At 35.8% G+C, this 19,774-nt stretch carries 23 protein-coding genes; 22 read left to right on the top strand and 1 reads right to left on the bottom strand.

All coding sequences use genetic code 11. The annotated features are described in order from the left end of the window. Nucleotides 1–25: 25 nt before the first annotated feature. Nucleotides 26–667 (bottom strand): YigZ family protein, encoded by a 642-nt coding sequence (locus KQI49_RS13335; RefSeq protein WP_216489654.1) that lies wholly within the window; start codon nt 665–667, stop codon nt 26–28. Between the two features lie 241 nt (nt 668–908). Here KQI49_RS13335 and KQI49_RS13330 point away from each other — a divergent pair, with 241 nt between their 5' ends. The 22 genes from KQI49_RS13330 to cccB all read left to right on the top strand — a co-directional run bounded on the left by KQI49_RS13330 (nt 909) and on the right by cccB (nt 19,725). Beyond that, nucleotides 909–2,063, top strand: coding sequence for a sensor histidine kinase (locus KQI49_RS13330; protein ID WP_216489653.1), 1,155 nt, complete (start codon nt 909–911; stop codon nt 2,061–2,063). Nucleotides 2,064–2,143: 80 nt separating this feature from the next. Then, complete coding sequence (locus tag KQI49_RS13325; RefSeq protein WP_305852333.1) at nt 2,144–2,836, top strand: response regulator; 693 nt, start codon at nt 2,144–2,146, stop codon at nt 2,834–2,836. Between the two features lie 210 nt (nt 2,837–3,046). Then, complete coding sequence (locus tag KQI49_RS13320; protein ID WP_216489652.1) at nt 3,047–3,889, top strand: DegV family protein; 843 nt, start codon at nt 3,047–3,049, stop codon at nt 3,887–3,889. Nucleotides 3,890–4,318: 429 nt separating this feature from the next. Next, nucleotides 4,319–5,455 (top strand): ATP-dependent helicase ComFA, encoded by a 1,137-nt coding sequence (locus KQI49_RS13315; protein ID WP_253286832.1) that lies wholly within the window; start codon nt 4,319–4,321, stop codon nt 5,453–5,455. Continuing rightward, complete coding sequence (locus KQI49_RS13310) at nt 5,452–6,126, top strand: ComF family protein (protein ID WP_216489651.1); 675 nt, start codon at nt 5,452–5,454, stop codon at nt 6,124–6,126. The genes KQI49_RS13315 and KQI49_RS13310 overlap by 4 nt, the downstream gene beginning before the upstream one ends. A gap of 77 nt (nt 6,127–6,203) precedes the next feature. Next, entirely contained in the window at nt 6,204–6,617 is a 414-nt protein-coding gene (locus KQI49_RS13305; protein ID WP_216489650.1) for a TIGR03826 family flagellar region protein, read from the top strand. A 97-nt stretch (nt 6,618–6,714) separates the two neighbouring features. Next, nucleotides 6,715–6,978, top strand: a complete 264-nt coding sequence (flgM, locus tag KQI49_RS13300; protein WP_216489649.1) for a flagellar biosynthesis anti-sigma factor FlgM — start codon at nt 6,715–6,717, stop codon at nt 6,976–6,978. Between the two features lie 45 nt (nt 6,979–7,023). Continuing rightward, nucleotides 7,024–7,512, top strand: coding sequence for a flagellar protein FlgN (locus tag KQI49_RS13295; RefSeq protein ID WP_216489648.1), 489 nt, complete (start codon nt 7,024–7,026; stop codon nt 7,510–7,512). Between the two features lie 33 nt (nt 7,513–7,545). Next, a complete protein-coding gene (gene flgK / locus KQI49_RS13290; RefSeq protein WP_216489647.1) occupies nt 7,546–9,033 on the top strand; it encodes a flagellar hook-associated protein FlgK in 1,488 nt (495 codons plus the stop codon). An 8-nt stretch (nt 9,034–9,041) separates the two neighbouring features. Then, complete coding sequence (gene flgL, locus KQI49_RS13285) at nt 9,042–9,959, top strand: flagellar hook-associated protein FlgL (protein WP_216489646.1); 918 nt, start codon at nt 9,042–9,044, stop codon at nt 9,957–9,959. 92 nt (nt 9,960–10,051) lie between these two features. Further along, nucleotides 10,052–10,615, top strand: coding sequence for a DUF6470 family protein (locus KQI49_RS13280; RefSeq protein WP_216489645.1), 564 nt, complete (start codon nt 10,052–10,054; stop codon nt 10,613–10,615). A 28-nt stretch (nt 10,616–10,643) separates the two neighbouring features. Further along, nucleotides 10,644–11,093, top strand: coding sequence for a flagellar assembly protein FliW (gene fliW / locus KQI49_RS13275; RefSeq protein ID WP_216489644.1), 450 nt, complete (start codon nt 10,644–10,646; stop codon nt 11,091–11,093). Between the two features lie 2 nt (nt 11,094–11,095). Further along, a complete protein-coding gene (gene csrA, locus KQI49_RS13270) occupies nt 11,096–11,323 on the top strand; it encodes a carbon storage regulator CsrA (RefSeq protein WP_216489643.1) in 228 nt (75 codons plus the stop codon). Nucleotides 11,324–11,385: 62 nt separating this feature from the next. After that, a complete protein-coding gene (flaG, locus tag KQI49_RS13265; RefSeq protein WP_216489642.1) occupies nt 11,386–11,736 on the top strand; it encodes a flagellar protein FlaG in 351 nt (116 codons plus the stop codon). Nucleotides 11,737–11,751: 15 nt separating this feature from the next. Continuing rightward, on the top strand, nt 11,752–13,236 hold the full coding sequence (locus KQI49_RS13260; RefSeq protein WP_216489641.1) for a flagellar hook-associated protein 2: 1,485 nt from the start codon (nt 11,752–11,754) through the stop codon (nt 13,234–13,236). A 22-nt stretch (nt 13,237–13,258) separates the two neighbouring features. Then, nucleotides 13,259–13,657, top strand: a complete 399-nt coding sequence (gene fliS, locus KQI49_RS13255) for a flagellar export chaperone FliS (protein WP_216489640.1) — start codon at nt 13,259–13,261, stop codon at nt 13,655–13,657. Continuing rightward, nucleotides 13,657–14,010 (top strand): flagellar protein FliT, encoded by a 354-nt coding sequence (fliT, locus tag KQI49_RS13250; RefSeq protein WP_216489639.1) that lies wholly within the window; start codon nt 13,657–13,659, stop codon nt 14,008–14,010. Before fliS ends, fliT begins: the two co-directional genes overlap by 1 nt. Before the next feature lie 137 nt (nt 14,011–14,147). Further along, complete coding sequence (gene hpf, locus KQI49_RS13245; RefSeq protein WP_216489638.1) at nt 14,148–14,705, top strand: ribosome hibernation-promoting factor, HPF/YfiA family; 558 nt, start codon at nt 14,148–14,150, stop codon at nt 14,703–14,705. A 321-nt stretch (nt 14,706–15,026) separates the two neighbouring features. Further along, on the top strand, nt 15,027–15,206 hold the full coding sequence (locus tag KQI49_RS13240; RefSeq protein WP_216489637.1) for a hypothetical protein: 180 nt from the start codon (nt 15,027–15,029) through the stop codon (nt 15,204–15,206). A 239-nt stretch (nt 15,207–15,445) separates the two neighbouring features. Further along, nucleotides 15,446–17,962 carry a preprotein translocase subunit SecA gene (secA, locus tag KQI49_RS13235; RefSeq protein ID WP_216489636.1) on the top strand — a complete coding sequence of 839 codons (2,517 nt, stop codon included), beginning with the start codon at nt 15,446–15,448 and terminating at the stop codon, nt 17,960–17,962. Nucleotides 17,963–18,038: 76 nt separating this feature from the next. Beyond that, nucleotides 18,039–19,143, top strand: a protein-coding gene (gene prfB, locus KQI49_RS13230) for a peptide chain release factor 2 (protein WP_253286831.1) whose coding sequence is annotated in 2 segments (ribosomal slippage) — nt 18,039–18,110 and nt 18,112–19,143 — 1,104 coding nt in all. Because the reading frame shifts where the segments join, the coding sequence is not laid out codon by codon here. Between the two features lie 243 nt (nt 19,144–19,386). Continuing rightward, nucleotides 19,387–19,725 (top strand): cytochrome c551, encoded by a 339-nt coding sequence (gene cccB, locus KQI49_RS13225; RefSeq protein ID WP_216489634.1) that lies wholly within the window; start codon nt 19,387–19,389, stop codon nt 19,723–19,725. Nucleotides 19,726–19,774 lie beyond the last annotated feature (49 nt).

Below are 19,774 nucleotides of genomic sequence, written 5' to 3'. Positions count from 1 at the left end.
TACTTATGTCCCAACCTTTTATTTGTTAATTAGCTTCCACATCAATTTCAATATACGCCTGATCTAAATCTTTAATTTTCGCTTGGTCACTGCTCACGTCAACAATCCATTCGCAGAAAGATTTTTCCTCGCCATCTTTTACATAAACGACAAATTCCACTGTATCTAAGTAATTAATTGTTTTTAAGATGTAATCAGAATTTCTTAACATATTTTCTAGTTTACCTAGAAGTGTATAGTCGACAATGACTGAGAAACCTTGCATCAATTGTCTTTTAACCACTCCAGTCGCACGGATAGCTTCTGAAGTTGTATTGCCATAAGCACGAATTAAACCACCAGCTCCGAGTTTAATACCACCAAAATAACGAGTGACTACAACAGCTGTATCTTTTAATCGCTGTTTTTTCAATACTTCAAGTATAGGGACTCCCGCTGTACCACTTGGTTCACCATCGTCATTGGCTTTTTGGATTTGATCATGTTCGCCAATCAGATAAGCTGAACAATTATGGGTTGCATCGTGGTGTTTTTTCTTGATATCCTGTATAAAAGATTGTGCTGCTTCTTCAGTTTCAACTCTTCTTATATAACCAATAAAGCGAGACTTTTGTATTATTATTTCCGTCGAACCTTCAGTTTTTACAGTTAAATAGCTAGATAACATGAATAATAGCTCCTTTAATGATAGATTATAGTATATAATGGACAAACAAACCTGTAATATATCTACTTAATAACATGTATATAGTGTTGAAGAAACCTTTTCTAATGCCAAGCGTGTGAAAAACAGTAGTTCTAAAGTCTTATTTCCTAAAAAATCGCAGTTATTTAAAAAACTATGCTAAAAGACCCTATAAAAATTAGGGATTTCTGCGTATAATTATAACATAGGTTGGTGTATAACGATGACTACATTAAAATTTAAAGAAAAATCATTGGATTACATCATCAATGACATGATTGGTGTTGTGGAAAATAGTAAAGATGAAATATTTCATATTAGCGAAGAAGCTCGCGAAGAACACGAACAGTTAATACAAGAATTGAAGAATACGAAAGAGCAAGTCATCCAACATATACAGGATGGAGACGAACTGGAAGAGCGGGTGAGATTCTCTCGTAGACGACTCTCTCAAGTTAGTAAAGAGTTTCATAAATATGCTGAAAGTGACATTCGCGAAGTTTATGAGAAAACGCATGATCTACAGACTAGATTAGCTGTCCTAAGACAAGACGAGAAAGTATTAAGGGAAAGACGGGACGACATAGAACGGCGAATCATATCCTTGGATCACATGATTAAGCGAGCTCAAGGACTAGCTAGTAAAGTGGCTGTTGTTCTCAACTATCTTAACGATGATTTTAAATACGTTAATAATATGATAGAGGAAGCAAAAGAGAAACAAGAGTTCGGTCTTAAAATTATTGAAGCACAAGAAGAAGAACGTAAAAAAATATCCCGTGAAATTCACGACGGTCCTGCTCAAATGCTGGCTAATATTCTTCTTCGTTCAGAACTTGTAGACCGTGCTTTACGTGACCAGGGGACTGATATGGCATTACAAGAAATAAAAAGTGTCCGTAAAATGATTCGCACCTCACTCTACGAAGTTAGGCGTATCATTTATGACTTACGCCCAATGGCACTTGATGATTTAGGTTTACTGCCGACCATTAAACGATACATTTCGACTATTTCGGATTATAATGATATTAACATAGAATTTGATTCGATTGGAAAAGATGAACGATTAAAAAGTCAGTATGAGATTGCTTTTTTTAGACTTCTTCAAGAATCACTACAAAATGCGATTAAACATGCTAATGCAACACTTATTCAGGTGAAACTCGAGATTACCAATAAAAATTTAGCAATGTCTGTTAAAGATAATGGTGATGGATTTGATCCAAAAGAGAGAAGTGAGTCATCATTTGGTATAATAGGAATGAAAGAGAGAGTCGAGATGTTTAATGGAGAACTGAAAATCGACTCTACCAAGGGAAAGGGAACACGCATATACATCAACGTTCCATACACACCAAACGATCAAGTTAAATAACTATAGAGAGAAATAAAATAGATTAACAGATATATATAATAGGGGTAATACTTTTCAAATAGATTCGGGAGGAAAAGATGATGAATATGAGTAAGCCTATCAACATAGCTTTAATCGATGACCACATCCTTTTTAGAGAGGGAGTAAAGCGTATACTTGATTACGAAGCGGATTTTAACATCGTGGCAGAAGGTGATGATGGTGAAGCCGGCATAGAAATTGTTAAAGAATATAAACCCGACGTTGTTTTAATGGATATCAATATGCCACATATGAATGGCGTTCAAGCAACAGCCAATCTCGTTCGTAATTATCCGAGAACTAAAATTATTATATTGTCTATACATGACGATGAAAGCTATGTGACCCATGCACTTAAAACAGGTGCTCAAGGGTATTTATTAAAAGAAATGGATGCAGACTCCTTAATAGAAGCTATCAAGGTAGTGTATGAGGGAGGCTCATATTTACATCCTAAAATTACCCATAACCTTGTCCGCGAGTATCGCCGACTTGCCAAAGAGAATATTCCAAATGTCGTCAATGGCATTATAGAACATAGAAAGCCATTACACCTCCTAACCAAGAGAGAATGTGAAGTTCTGCAGCTTATGTCAGAAGGAAAGAGTAATCGCGCTGTAGCTGAAACATTATATATTAGTGAAAAAACAGTTAAGAACCATGTAAGTAACATATTACAAAAAATGGGGGCGAATGATCGTACCCAAGCAGTTGTTTCCGCAATTAAAAAAGGCTGGGTAGACGTCATATAATCACTACATAAGATGACTAACAAAAGGTTGACGTTCCTGTGAATACTCTGACTATAAAAGGCCAGAGTATTCTTTTTTTATCCAGATGTTTAGAAACAAATGAAGGTAATTAATGCAATTTTATATTTGTTATTGTAAAATATAATAAACTACACTGTAATAAATAAAAAATTCACATAAAGGAAATCGGTGAAAGAGAGGGAGAATTTGATGAAGATCGCTGTAATGACGGACAGCACGGCTTACATCCCGAAAGAAATACGTGATAGACTTAATATACATATGGTACCGTTAAGTGTTGTGTTTGAAGATGCATCTTACCGGGAGGAAATAGACATAACAACAGAAGAATTTTACGAAAAAGTCAAGGCATCTCCTGAACTACCAAAAACATCCCAACCATCCATTGGTTATATAACTGAAAAATTAGAAGAACTGGCTAAAGATTATGATGCTGTCATCTCCATTCACTTATCTAGTGGGATTAGTGGAACATATCAGGCTGTAATGAGTGCTGGAAGGATGGTTGAAGGGATTAAAGTGTACCCTTATGATTCAGAAATCAGCTGCAGTGCCCAAGCATTTTACGTTTATGAAGGTATAGAGATGGCTAAAGAAAAGAAGACACCTGAAGAAATCATTGCAAGATTTGATGAAATGAAGAAAGGCTTAAGAGCTTACTTTATGGTGGACGATTTGACGAACCTTCAACGTGGAGGTCGACTAAGCGGAGCACAAGCTCTGGTGGGAAGCTTACTTCAAGTAAAACCTATATTGCATTTTGTTGATAAGCTCATTGTGCCATTCGAAAAAATCAGAACTCGCAAAAAAGCTTTAAACCGTCTTGTCAGTCTACTTGAAGAGGATTTAGAACAAGATAAAGATCTAAAAATAGTCATCATCCATGCGAACGCTAGGGATTCTGCTATTAAGTTTAAAGATAACTTAGTTGGAAAACATCCAGATCTTGATTTATCAATCAGCTACTTTGGTCCAGTGATTGGTACTCATTTAGGAGAAGGCGCTATCGGTATGTGCTGGTATGAAAAGTAACCTTACTTTATTCAGCTAAAGAGCTCATCCAGTGCTGCTTAAATGCATTTGGTGAGCTTCTACATACTTATTTATTGTATTCACCTCCTTACCTCAATATAATATTTATAAAAATATAGAAATGAGTGAACGAATGGAATGACTCCGAAATCTACTTCAATTAAAATGTCCACTTGGATTAAGAATCAAGCCTATCGATATACAGGAAAACTCCTTCTTAGACATGAAATACCACTTAATGATAAGACATTAAATTACCTCATTAAAGAAAAGATATTCGAAAGCACCCCCTCATTTAAAAATAAAATTATAATAAAGCAGTGTCTACGTTGTGGCAATACGAAACACTCTCTTTTAGGAGAAATTCCTTGTTTAAACTGTCAAAGAACACATCTTTATTGCCGAAAATGTATAGAAATGGGACGAGTGATGGAATGTGAACGTCTTTATAGATGGATAGGTAAAGCTCCATCTTGGAAAGTGCATGACAATCCATGCACGTGGGAAGGCGAGCTGACAAAACCTCAACAACAAGCGTCCAGTCGCATTGTCGAATCTATTAATAAAGAAGGAGAAGAACTTTTGGTATGGGCGGTCTGTGGAGCTGGGAAAACTGAGATGCTCTTTCAAGGCATCACTACAGCACTTAAACAAGGCAAACGAATATGTCTTGCCACCCCACGAGCTGATGTTGTACGAGAGCTCAAACCACGCTTCCAACAAGCATTCGCAAATGTATCAGTTCAGGCGTTATATGGTGGGAGTCAAGATAAAGATGCGACAGCACAGCTCATTTTAGCTACTACGCATCAATTATTGCGTTTTAAAGAGGCCTTTGACGTCATGATTATTGATGAAATTGACGCTTTTCCCTATCATGCAGACCCATCTTTACCATTTGCAACAAGTCGTGCTAAAAATCCCGTTTGCACAACAATCTACTTAACAGCCACCCCACGAAAAAAGCAGCAATCATTAATAACCAGAAAGAAGCTCCCACATATTTTCTTTCCCATTCGTTATCACGGCCACCCACTACCTGTACCTCAAATGAAAATGTCGCTTTCTCTTAAAAAAGATTTCCAAAACAATCAACCGCCAACGCCTTTCATCACCTGGGTAAACAAACGACAAAATTCACACAGACAATTACTTATTTTCGTCCCTAGTATTTCATTAGCAGAGCAAATCACAAAAAGTATTAGGCGAATTTTATTAGAAGAAAAAATAATAGAAAAAAACAGCGCTATCGATTTTGTCCACGCCGAAGATCAGTATCGAGAAGAAAAAGTCAAACAGTTCCGTAACAAAGAATTAAAAGTCATTATTACAACAACTATTTTAGAAAGAGGCGTCACTTTTCCTTCTGTTGATGTTGTTATTCTTGATGCAGGTCACGATGTATTTGATCAAGCAGCACTTGTTCAAATTGCAGGGCGAGCTGGAAGAAGTGCTGATGATCCAACGGGAGAAGTTGTCTTTTTCCACGATGGAAAAACTGAAGCAATGATTCAAGCAATATCAGCTATTAAGAAAATGAATCTCAGGGGAGGAGTCGGAGGATGATTTGTCTATGGTGCGATAAAGAAATAGTAATCGAAACGACTTGGAGTAATTTATTTATCCCTTCAGAAAAACATCATCTCTGTGCGGATTGCAAAGGGGAATTAGAAACACTATCCGGAAAGCGTTGCGTGCGATGTAGTAGAGTGACTAACGAAAAGGTTTGTGCTGACTGTAAGGATTGGTTGAATAAAAGTAATGATCCGCTTACCTACAATTATTCTGTCTATGCTTATAACGATAGAATGCAAGAAATGATCGCTAGGTGGAAATACCGTGGCGATTATATATTAGGTAAAGCATTCCAACAAGTTATCATAACATCGTTTAAGCAACAGTTTAAGCAAATGAAAAATTATGCCGTAGTTCCAATTCCTTTAAGTGAGGAACGATTAAAAGAACGAGGGTTTAATCAATCCGATATGCTAGCGAAGTTTATTACCCCACATCCAAAACGTTTATTAACACGAATTCATGGGGAGAAACAGTCGAAAAAGACACGTAAAGAGCGAATGACTGCAAATAATCCATTTGAATTAATAGAATCCCTAAACAAACCGGTCATTCTTGTCGATGATATATATACTACAGGAGCCACTTTAAGATTTGCGGCTGCAAAACTTAAACAATCAGGTTGTCCGGAAGTATTTGGTTACACACTTATTCGAGGATAAACAAATCATAGCTAACACTTAATGCTTTTGGGTTTTGACTTATGATATAATTAACAAAACAGATAAGGGGTATTATAATGGCTGAATTAGCTAATTGCGTTCGTTGTGAAGCGGTCTTTGTGAAAACCATTCGTGATATTTGCGAGTCATGTTATAGACAAGAAGAAAAAGATTTTGAAACAGTCTATAATTTTTTAAAGCAACGAAAAAATAGAGAAGCAACGTTACAGGAAATTGTTAAGGCGACAGAAGTTGATGAAGAAATAATTATTAAATTCATAAAAACTAACCGATTACGAACGTCGCAATTTCCAAAGTTAGCTTACCCATGCGAAAAATGCGGGACTCCAATTGTATCGGGAAAAATTTGTGCTCCGTGCTCTGACAAATTACTTGCAGACCTTAAATATTCTGAGGAAAATAAAAAAATGTCAGAACAACAAAATAAAAAATCAAATGTTTATTACACCTTCAATAAAGGTAAGAAATAGTCTAAACTTTTTCATTGGATAAACCGATAAGAATATTAGAGAATAACGATATAATCTATGAAAATATAAATCCTGACAGCAAAAGGGGTGAAGTAAATTGAAAATACACGGTCCGAATCAAACTAATTTTAATCCATACAAACACCAAGCACATAAATTAGATAAAATAAAAAATGAAGTTGAGCGTGAAGACCGTATAGAAATATCAAATCAGGCGAAACATTTACAGCAAAAAAATAAAGCAACTATAGAGAGAGAAAAGCAAGTTGATAAAATAAAACAAGCTGTACAATCAGGTGACTATAAAATTAATTACGAAAAAACGGCTAAAAAGATGATTGATTTTTGGTCGGGTAAATAAATGTTAGAGTCTCGCGTATACGGGACATGATGGGAGGACTGAACTTTGTCCATAAAACACATTCTTAAGACACTTGAAAAACTTGTTGGATTACAACAAAGTCTCTTAGAAATATCTAAGCAAAAAACAGTAGATGTTAAAGAAGGTCAAATAGATCATTTTCAATCTACATTAGTCAAAGAACGAAAAGCCGTTCAAGCGATAGAACAAGTTGAAAAAAAGCGAATTCAAGAAGTGAATCAATGGTGTGCGGAAAATTCCATACCGGAAGAACAAGCAACACTAACGGGAATGCTTGAATTTCTATCAAATGAGGAAGAAAAGAATAATCTTGAAGCTTCGGCAACGGAATTAACCGAAGGAATAGTTAAAATAAAACAGCAGGAAGAATTGAATCAAGTGCTTATCCAACAGTCCATGCAATTTATCCAACTCTCACTTGAGTTATTAAATCCGTCAATCGGAAACATGAACTATAGTGCTAAAAAAGCAACAAAACAAGTAGAACGTTCAGTATTTGATTCAAAAGCATAAGAGACCATTACTTTAACTAAAAGGAGTAAGCAGATGAGTACTTTTCATGGATTAGAAATGGCGAAACAGGCTTTATTCGCTCAACAATCAGCTTTATATACAACTGGAAATAATATTTCAAATGCCAATACTAAAGGCTATTCTCGTCAGCGGGTCAATTTTGAAACTCAGTCACCTTATCCGACAGCCTCTAGAAACCGTCCGGAAATTCCAGGGCAAATGGGAACTGGGGTTAAAGTCGGTTCCATTGAACGCGTCCGCGATGAGTTTCTTGATGTCCAATTTAGAGGCGAAAACAGTAAAAAAGGTTATTGGGAAACAAAATCCAAAGCCCTTGCACGAATGGAAAATATAATGAATGAAACGACAGATAGAGGTCTATCAAAATCGATGAGTCTATTTTGGGACTCTTTACAAGACCTTGCTACAAATCCAACCAATTCTGGTGCTAGATCAGTTGTTGTGGAACGTGGTGTTGCCTTAGCTGATACGTTTAATCATATCTCGAAATCGTTGGAAAATGTTCGTTCTGACTTGAAAGCTGAAATTGATAATAAGGTGGATCATACTAATTCGCTACTTAAACAAATACATAATATCAATGAACAGATTAAGCAGATCGAACCGCATGGTTATGTACCAAATGATTTGTACGATGATCGCGATCGTTTAATAGACGAGCTATCTGATATTGTTAATATTAATGTTGAATATGAAAAAACGAGTGAGAATTCATCTGGTATTCAGGACGGCATTGCAATTATCGAACTCGCTGGTGAAGATGGTAAAGGATTGGGAATAAACCTCGTAGAGGAAGGTCAGTACAATAAACTAAACGTTGGTTATGAAGGTGATGAAACGAAAGGATATAATGCTGTATCAAAAATTACTATTGAAAATTCATCCGAAAACATCACTTTAACTTCAAAAAGTGGTTCGTTAAGTGCTCTAATCCATTCATATGGATTCACAACTGAAGACGGTAAAGTACAGGGGGAATTTCCCCAAATGCTTGACGATTTGGATGATATGGCAAAATCCTTTGTCAAAGAGTTTAATAATATTCATAAACAAGTGAATGGGCAGAATTTCTTTGATGAAGAGAATTCAACTGCAGCCACAATTAAAGTTGACGGGGAAATTATTAAAGATCCTGAAAAGGTAGTAGTTAACTCAGAAGATGGCGAAGAAGATGGAAAAATTGCAAACCAATTAGCAGACTTTTTTGATAAACCTATTAAAATAGGTGATAAAAACACATCAGTCAATAAGTTTTATCAATCACTTGTTGGAGAGATGGGAGTTAACATCCAAGAATCTAATAAGATGGCTGATAACACGAATATACTTCTATCACAAGTGGATAATCAAAGACAATCTGTAAGCTCCGTTTCATTGGATGAAGAAATGTCAAACATGATTAAATTTCAACATGCTTATAATGCAGCAGCACGGAGTATGACAAGCATTGATGAAATGCTTGATCGAATTATTAATAGTATGGGTTTAGTGGGAAGGTAGGTTAACAAATGAGAGTCACTCAAGGTATGATTTCAGATAATAATTTACGCCACATTTCAAATAGTTACTCCAAATTGAATACCTATATGGATCAATTGAGCACAGGAAAGAAAGTGAACAAACCTTCTGATGATCCAGTTACTGTAATGAAAGGTATGAACTACCGAAGTGAAGTTAGTCGAATTAATCAGTATAAACGTAATACAGGAGAAGTCCATAACTGGATGGATAATACCGATTCGGCACTTGATAAAGCAACACAGACTTTACAAAAGTTAAGAGAGTTGGCTGTACAGGCAAGTAATGACTCATATAGCGATAAAGAACGCAAGAATGTTCAAAAGGAAGCTGAGCAACTTAAAGAACATTTTGTTGATATTATAAATACAAAAGTTAATGGTGACTATATTTTTAATGGAACAAATACAAGCAATCCCCCGATTGATGAAGACGGTAATTTTCAAGGAGATACAATTAATAAAGGCTCAGTTGTTATTGAAGTCGCTGCGGGAACAAAAATACAAGCTAACGTTAATCCTGAAAATGTCTTTGGGGCACTTAAAGACGCTGGAGGCACTGATGAAGATAATAAGGTGTTTGGTGTTTTAGCAGATATTCAAGCTTTAATTGATGATCTGGGCGAAAAAGACGCTGATATAAGTGCAAATATATCAAGTCTTGATGATCGTATTGACGATGTCATTAACGCCCGGGCAGATCTGGGGGCACGTATGAATCGATTAGATTTAATTGAAGATAGACTTGAAGACCAAGAAATTGTCGCCACCAAGATTATGTCCGATAACGAGGATGTTGACTTCGAAAAAGTCATCACAGATTTAATTACTCAAGAAAGTGTCCATCGGGCAGCACTTTCCGCAGGTTCTCGAATGATACAACCATCACTTATAGATTTTTTACGATAATTTAAATTAGAGTCGATGAATCTAATTGTTAAAACCCTGACCCATTATAAGGGTTCAGGGTTTTAAATTTTACAGATGAAAGGAGAGCTCTCATGCGTCTGCCACAGATTCGACTTCAATCACAAATGGCAAAAATAAATATTACTCAAACACCAGCAAGTCAGCAAATCACTCAACGAAAAGCGGATATGTCAATAGAACAGCCCTCCGCTGAACTATCAATTCACACAACACCATCAAAACTGACAATTGACCAAACTCAGGCTTGGGAAGATTTAGATCTCATGTCGATCCTAAAGAGAAACACCAAGTTTGCCAAAGAAGGTAGTCAAGCTTTGTTTAAGGGAATGGCAAGACGGGCTAGACAAGGCAGAGAACTGATGCGAATCGAGCAACAGGGCGATCCTTTAATAAGTCAAGCTGTTGAAAATAGTAGTAAAGACAAGAAAGATATTAATGTGAAATTTATTCCATCACCTTTCTCTGTTAAAACAGATTATCGGCCGAGTGAAGTAAATATTTCTGTAAGACAAAATAAACCTATTATTCAAGCAAACCCACATAAACCTGAACACGATTATCAACCAGGAACGGTCAATGTTGAAATGAAGCAGGATGCTGATTTACAAATTGATTTTATCAACTTATATACATAATGAAACTTGAGTTGAAAGGATGAAGAAAATGAAAATACAAACAAAATATGTGGGTGAAATCACTATTGACGAGTCGACAATTATTAAGTTCTCAAAGGGGATTCCAGGCTTTTTGAATGAAACAGAATTTGTCTTGCTTGAATTACCTGGAAATCCTTTATTCCATATTTTACAATCCATTCAAACTCGTGATATAGCTTTTATACTAACGGATCCGTATCATTTTTATAAAAATTATTCATTTGAATTAGATGATAACACCCTAGAATCACTAGCTATCAAGAGTGAAAATGATGTATTAGTTATGAGTATTGTAACCCTGCAACAGCCTTTCGCCAACAGTACTATGAACTTAAAAGCGCCGATTATTATTAACCCCAACAGTAAATATGGGAAACAGTATATATTGAATATCGATGAATATCCTTCTAAAGCTTCAATCTTAACAGAAGAGAAAACCGAATTGAAAGGAGAATAACGATGCTAGTATTAACTCGAAAAAAACATGAAGCTATCCAGATCGGCGAAGAGATTGAAGTGAAAATATTAGGTATTGAAGGGGATCAAGTCAAACTTGGCATCGACGCTCCTAAATCCGTAGATGTTCATCGCAAAGAAATTTATTTGGAAATTCAAAACCAAAATAACGAAGCGCTTGGCGCGACTTCTGATTTACTTTCTCTATTAAATCAACAAAATAAGGGGTAGGATCCTTAACTTTTTTATTTTTATGTCGATATAAATAAAAAAGGAAGAGGAGTTGCTAGAGCATGCGACTAGAGAATATAAACAATGATTCTATTAATTTAGCGCCCAGCAATCAAACGACACATATAAAAAATGAAATAGAAAAATCAACAACAGAAGTTCGAAAAAAGACTCCCGATAATACGGAGAATAATAAGCATGTAGAGAACATGGTTGATAAGTTGAATGATTTTATTGAACCCTTAAGAACAAACTTGAAATTTCAATTACATGAAAAACTTAACGAATATTATGTAGAAGTCGTTAATTCGCAAACTAAAGAAGTTATCAAAGAAATCCCACCAAAAGAAATGCTGGATATGTATGCGGAAATGGCTGAGTTAATGGGATTAATTATAGACAAAAAGGCTTGATAAGGAGGTTGCAAATTGCGTATAGGTGGTTTAGCAACAGGTATGGATATCGATGAAATCGTTGAAAAAATGATGACGGCTGAACGGATGCCGTTAGATCGTATGGAACAAGACCGAACGACACTCGAATGGAAACGTGATGGATTCCGAGATATAAACAAGACGCTTTTAGAATTAAAAAACATGATGCTTGATATGAAATTAAGTAAAACATATCAATCCAAAACAGTTACATCTTCAATGGAAAATGCCGTTACCGCAACGGCTAGAACAGGAGCACCTGAAGGGACTTATCAAATAAAAGTTAATGAACTGGCTACTTCAGAAATATGGCAAAGCAAAAAAGACCAGGGATTTGAAGGCATCAATCAAAAAATTTCTGAAATTGATAGTACATTTGATTTTTCTAAAGCAGTTACACTTGCAACGTATGATGAAAAAGAAAAAGAGATGAAAACTCACGAAATAAAAATTGATGAAGATGATACTATTAAAGATGTACTCAAAAAAATTAATGATCAAGATAATAATGTCCGCGCATTTTATGACGAACAATCCAATCAGATTATTATGGAGACAAATAGAACAGGTATTTATAATGAAGAAGGGACTAGTGAAATCGTTTTTGGTGAGGAAGACAATTCCCTTGCAACTCTATTTGGAATGAATCGAGAAAAAGAAGCAACCAACGCAGAATTCGAATATAATGGTCTTACAATACATTCAAAAGACAACAGCTACACCTTAAACGATATAACATTTAACTTCAATGCAACAACTAACAATGAATCAGCAACCCTAAGTGTTCGAAATGACACTGAAGCTACTTTCGATAAAATCATGGAATTTGTCGACAAGTACAATGAGGTTGTTGAGGCAATGAATGGCTCACAAAGAGAAGAGAAACATCGTGACTACAAGCCCTTAACGGAAGAACAGAAAAAAGAAATGTCCGAAAAGGAAATTGAACTCTGGGAAGAAAAAGCCAAAAGTGGTCTTCTGCGTGGAGAATCAACGATCACCAATGGTTTATATTCAATGCGTAATAGTTGGTATTCTAATGTTAAAACAGATGGTGACATCCAATCTTTAACACAAATTGGTATAAAAACTTCTGAGTCCTATATGGATGGTGGAAAGTTAATTGTTGATGAAGATAAGTTGCGAGCAGCTTTAAATGATGATCCTGAAGGTGTTCAAAACCTATTTTCAAATAGCGCTAAAGATGAATCAAGAGGCTTGGTCAATCGTCTTGAAGATTCACTCACGACAACGATGGATAGTATTAAAAGTCGGGCAGGTAATAGTACAAGCGCCTCATTAGATAATTATACACTTGGTAAACAAATGAAAGATCTAAATAAACGCATTTCAGACTTTGAAGATCGGTTAGTTAAAGTAGAAGATCGTTATTGGAGTCAATTTACAGCGATGGAAAAGGCTATTCAACGTATGAATCAGCAATCAGAATACTTGATGTCCCAATTTGGCCAAATGTAAGTTTCAAAGGAGAGTATAAACAATGTCATTAAAACAGTATCAAGCATACCAAAATAATGCGGTGAATACGGCGTCTGGTGGAGAATTGACTTTAATGCTTTATAACAGTTGTATTAAGTTTATCAGACAAGCTATCAAAGATGTTGAGGCCAAAGATTTTGAAAAGAAAAACACACATATACAAAAAGCACAGCGTATTATTCAAGAATTAATGTTAACATTAGACCAAGACATAGCTATATCGAAAGAAATGCTTCCGTTATATGATTTTATGTACTTCCAATTAACTGAAGCCAACGTTAATAACGAAACTAAAAATCTTGAAGATGCATTAAGTCTAGCTATTGACTTCAGAGATACTTGGAAAGAAGTTTTACTTAAGACAAGAAAACAATCTGCAACTCAAGGCGCTCAAGTATAATGAATAGATTAGAAGAATTGTATGAAGCAACACAGCAACTTGAAACTCTTTTAAGTAAAGATGTTAACGTGAATAATCGCGAACAAGTTATTGAAAAAATTAATACACTTGTTGAAAAAAGAGGAAAATATATGGAGGACTTAGTGCCACCATATTCGGAATCTGAAAAAGCGATGGGGGAAAAGCTACTAGTTTTAAATCACCATATTCAAGAAAAACTAAATGTTCTATTTGAGGATTTAAAAGATGAGATGAAACAAGTTAAAAAACAAAAGAAATCAAATCAATCGTACTCTAATCCCTATAAAAAAATGGAAGCAATAGACGGTATGTTTATGGATTTAAAAGAATAATAAACTAATGAAACGGCGTCCCATAAGCAAGAGAGTGTATTTTCTAATATATAATAGGTAAAGATAATGACTTTGGGTATGCTTTTTTGGGATAACATAGTATACTATAGATACAAAGCTTAAAGGAGGACACTTTTATGAAATATAATATTCGTGGTGAAAATATTGAGGTAACAGGAGCTATCCGGGATTACGTCGAAAAGAAGATTAATAAATTGGAAAGATATTTCGATACACCACCTACCTCAGAGGTACATGTGAATTTAAGTGTCTATAATGATGAGCAACAAATTGAAGTTACGATTCCAATGACAAACTTATTGTTGCGTGCTGAAGAGCAACATAATGATTTATATGCAGCGATTGATTTAGTTGTAGACAAGTTGGAAAGACAAATTCGCAAACACAAAACAAAAGTGAATCGTAAATTCCGCCAAAAAGGCGCACCGAAACATATTTTTGCAGAACTTGAAAAAGAAGCTGTTGAAGCTGAAAGAGAAGCAGATTCTGATGAAATTGAAATCGTAAGAACAAAAAGATTTAATTTAAAACCAATGGATTCTGAAGAAGCAGTTCTTCAAATGGATATGTTGGGACATGCGTTCTTTGTATTCACGAACGCAGTATCAGGTAATACCAACGTCGTTTATCGCCGAAAAGATGGTAAGTACGGTTTAATCGAACCAAATAGCTAAGTCTATTTAAAATTAACTAACAATAAGAGACGGTCTCACGATTGAGGCCGTCTTTTAATGTTTTTTTTTAATAATACTGACAAATCCTTGCGAGAAGGACTTAAGGCCCTATCAATAAAGGCATGTCGAATTTTGACGACTAGATGTCTGAAATTAAAAAATGGATGCTGATTTTATAATTTTAAGAGGTGTTTCACACTGAATCCGATTAAAAAAGCGAAGAATCATGTCGAATTACAAGCTATAATTCAAAAATGGTCATTAGTCATTTAGTCCTAAAATATGTTATAAAATAGGTACTAGAAAATAAGGAGTGAAAAAATGAATGACCAAGCAAAAACAATAAATCAATTAATAAAAAAGTTAAATCAGCATGAACAAACAATCACTCAATTGGTTGAAATTATCGCTTTAACTAATCGACGACTTACAGATCTTGCAAAATTACAATCAGCATCATCGAAAGAAGCACCTCAGAATCATACTATTTCCCCGCATTAGAATCTTCACTAATCCTCGTTTTAAACATATCAAAACATACTTAGAACAAAAAAGTAGTCTAGCCTCAGGCTGCTTTTTTGTTTTTTATTGAGAATAAGAAAAGTTGATGTAACTCTAGTTTATTAACGTATGAAAGTTGTCATGACTAGCATATAAGTGTTATCATAAATATTGGATTCCTTTCAATTTTTATGTACAATCTAAGATTGCATTCTTTTAAATATAGAGGAGCGTTACGAATGGTAGGACTGTTAAAACGAATTTTCGGAGACGGAAATCAAAGACAATTAAATCGTATTCAAAAAAGAGTCGATCAAATTGAAGCATTAGAACCTGACTATGAAAAATTGTCAGATGAAGAGATTCAACAAAAAACAGAAGAATTTAAAGAGCGTTTTGCAAATGGTGAAACCTTAGACGACCTGTTAGTCGAAGCGTATGCTGTCGTACGGGAAGCATCTAAGCGGATACTTAATATGCGTCCATTCCCAGTGCAGCTTGTTGGAGCCATTGCTCTACACGAAGGAAATATTGCGGAAATGAAAACAGGTGAAGGTAAAACTTTAGCTTCAACCATGCCTGCTTATTTAAATGCTATTGGTGGTAAAGGCGTCCATATTATTACAGTCAATGATTATTTGGCAGAGCGTGACGCTACTGAAATGGGTGAATTATATAATTTTCTAGGACTCACAGTTGGTTTAAATGGAAACGGCTTATCAAAAGAAGAAAAAAGAGAATCTTATGAAGCTGATATTACGTACGGAACGAATAATGAATTTGGTTTCGACTATTTACGTGACAACATGGTGCTTTATAAGGAACAAATGGTTCAGCGTCCATTAAACTTCGCGATTATTGATGAGGTGGACTCTATTTTAATTGATGAGGCAAGAACACCGTTAATTATTTCAGGGTCTGCTCAAAAGTCTGCCTCCCTTTATCAACGGGCCGATTCCTTTGTGAAAACATTAAATAATGAAACTGACTACACGTATGATGAGAAAACAAAAGGTGTTCAGTTAACTGAGGAAGGAATAAACAAAGCAGAACGTTATTTTAACATTGAAAACTTATTTGATTTAGATAACGTATCACTTACACATCATATAAATCAGGCTTTAAAGGCGAATGTATCAATGCACCTAGATGACGATTATGTGATTGAAGAAGGTGATATCGTTATTGTGGATCAATTTACTGGGCGTTTGATGAAAGGCCGTCGTTATAGTGACGGACTACACCAAGCAATCGAAGCAAAAGAAGGTATGCAGATTCAAAATGAAAGCATGACACTTGCTTCAATTACTTTTCAGAACTTTTTCCGGATGTATAACAAGTTAGCGGGTATGACAGGTACAGCAAAAACGGAAGAAGAAGAGTTTAGAAATATTTACAATATGGATGTTATTGCCATCCCGACGAATAAGCCAATTATTCGAGATGATAAACCAGATATGATTTATAAGTCGATGGAAGGTAAATTTCATGCTGTTGTTGACAGTATCAGAGAGAAACACGAAAAAGGACAACCTGTGTTAGTTGGAACTGTCGCCGTTGAAACGTCGGAGTTAATTTCTAATTTATTGAAAAAAGCTCGTATTAAGCATGATGTTTTAAACGCGAAGAACCACTATCGGGAAGCTGAAATTATTGAAAATGCTGGGCAAAAAGGTGCCATAACAATAGCAACGAACATGGCTGGACGTGGAACAGACATAAAGCTAGGAGACGGTGTCATAGACCTAGGTGGTTTGGCTGTTATCGGTACAGAACGTCACGAATCGCGTCGTATTGATAATCAGTTGCGTGGACGTTCTGGTCGTCAAGGCGATCCGGGCATGTCGCAATTCTATTTATCAATGGAAGATGAGTTGATGCGTCGATTTGGCTCTGAAAACTTGGGAGCTATGATGGAACGTCTTGGAATGGACGACTCACAGCCAATTGAAAGTAAGATGGTTTCGCGTGCTGTAGAATCAGCTCAAAAACGAGTTGAAGGAAACAACTTTGATGCTCGTAAAACTGTTCTTTCTTATGATGATGTGTTACGTGAACAGCGCGAAATTATTTATAAACAACGTTTCGATGTCATTAATGCAGAAGATGACTTGCGTGAAATCGTCGAAAATATGATTGTATCATCCCTTGAACGTGTCGTTCATACGCATACACAAGATGATGACGATGATAACTGGGATTTACAAACGATTGTTGAATATGTTCACGGGAATTTGCTTGAGCAAGAAGATCTTTCTGTTGATGACATTAAAGGCAAAGATCCAGAAGAAATGATAGAGCTCATCATGGAAAAAGTAAAATATCGATATGATGAAAAAGAAGAAGAACTATCTAAGGAACAAATGAATGAGTTTGAAAAAGTTATCTTACTACGTACGGTTGATACAAAGTGGATGGATCACATCGACCAAATGGAACAATTACGCCAAGGAATACATTTACGAGCCTATGGGCAAAACGATCCATTACGCGAATATCAAATGGAAGGATTCTCAATGTTTGAGGAAATGATCGCAAACATTGAAGATGAAGTAGCAAGATACATTATGAAAGCTCAAATTCGAGATAACCTTCAAAGAGAAGAGGTTGCAAAAGATACCCAAGCTGTATCAGGTGACCAATCGGAAAAACCTAAGAAAAGACGACCATATGTCAAAAAAGACACTGTAGGTCGTAACGATCCATGTCCATGTGGCAGCGGCAAAAAATATAAAAACTGTCATGGGAAAAACTAAAAAAGCCTCCCGTTTACCGGGAGCTTTTTGAATCAAATTTAAATCTATTGTAAAGGCTATACAGAGGTGAATTTTAATGGAATTAGGACAAATTAAAACCGAACTAAATCAAATCGCAATGCAAATCGAAAAATTCAGGGGGTCTCTTTGACCTCGATGCAAAAAATAAACGGATTCATGAACTTGAACTAGAAATGACAGAACCATCCTTCTGGGATGACCAAAAGAACGCACAAACTGTCATAGATGAAAACAATAACTTGAAACATACGGTTAATCGCTTTGAAGAAATCAATAGCAAGTATGAAGATTTAGAAGCGACCTATGAACTAGTTAAAGAAGAAGAAGACCAAGAACTTTTAGATGAGCTTAATCGTGAATTGAGCGATTATCAGGAAGAGATAAGTGAGTATGAACTAGAAATGCTCCTAAATGAGCCTTATGATGCTAATAATGCGATTGTTGAGCTGCACCCTGGTGCCGGTGGGACGGAATCACAGGACTGGGCTAGTATCTTACTCCGTATGTACCAGAGATGGTGCGAACATAAAAACTATAAGGTAGAAACGTTAGATTACTTACCAGGGGATGAAGCGGGCGTAAAAAGTGTCACCCTCCTTGTAAAAGGATACAACGCGTATGGTTATTTAAAATCCGAAAAAGGTGTTCATCGCCTTGTACGCATTTCACCGTTTGATTCATCTGGACGACGTCACACATCCTTTGTTTCTTGCGACGTGACACCAGAGATGTCAGATGATGTTGATATAGAAGTTAAAAATGAAGACATTAAAATTGACACTTACCGTGCAAGTGGTGCTGGTGGACAGCATGTTAATACAACGGATTCAGCTGTCAGAATAACTCATATTCCGACACATGTAGTAGTGACGTGTCAAAATGAACGTTCACAAATTAAAAACCGAGAAGCCGCTATGAAAATGCTTAAATCTAAGTTATATCAATTAGAAATAGAAAAGCAACAAGAAGAATTAGCAGCAATACGAGGAGAGCAAAAAGAAATTGGCTGGGGCAGTCAAATTCGTTCTTATGTTTTCCACCCATATACAATGGTAAAAGATCATCGGACAAATGTAGAGGCCGGTAATGCTCAAGGTGTTGTAGATGGAGAGCTTGATCCATTTATTGATGCATACCTTAGATCAACAATGCAATCATAAAGCATCCTTTTTAAATGCGGGAAGTTTTATAATACCCGTTAAATTGCTTATCACTTGGTAAAACTGGCAAATTCATGAAAAAGACAAAAAGTGTCTTTAGCTTTGATGTGTCAATAGTTGTGTTGATTTTCATCAGAGAATCAGGAAGAAATTCCCCCTCATATTTGTTTAAAATATTTGTTGTTGGGTTATAATAGTGAGTGACAGCTTAATTATAACAACATTTGTTAGGGGGATTTCTTAATGAAGAAATGGTTAATGGCAGTTCTCTTCGGTGCAGTCCTTGTACTTGGTGCATGTGGTGGCGGTGGAGACGACAATGCAACAGATGAAGGCGGCGATGATACAGGTGGAGAGACAGCATCAGCAGCTGAAGAAATTTATGAAAATAACTGTTCAGCATGTCACGGCGCAGATCTCGAAGGAAATAATGGTCCAGATTTAACCGATGTAGGATCTAAATATGATGCTGACGAAATCGCCGATATCATCCAAGAAGGTACAGGCGGAATGCCAGCTCAATCACAGGTTTCTGACGAAGATACAGAGACACTATCAGATTGGCTAGCAGAGAAAAAATAACTTGATATGCAGCAAGTAAAAGACTTGTCCACATAAAAGGACAAGTCTT

Origin of the sequence: Virgibacillus sp. MSJ-26 (genome assembly GCF_018918075.1) — a bacterium.
In the GTDB taxonomy this organism is placed as follows: domain Bacteria; phylum Bacillota; class Bacilli; order Bacillales; family Amphibacillaceae; genus MSJ-26.
This window is presented reverse-complemented; position numbering and strand designations above follow the sequence as displayed.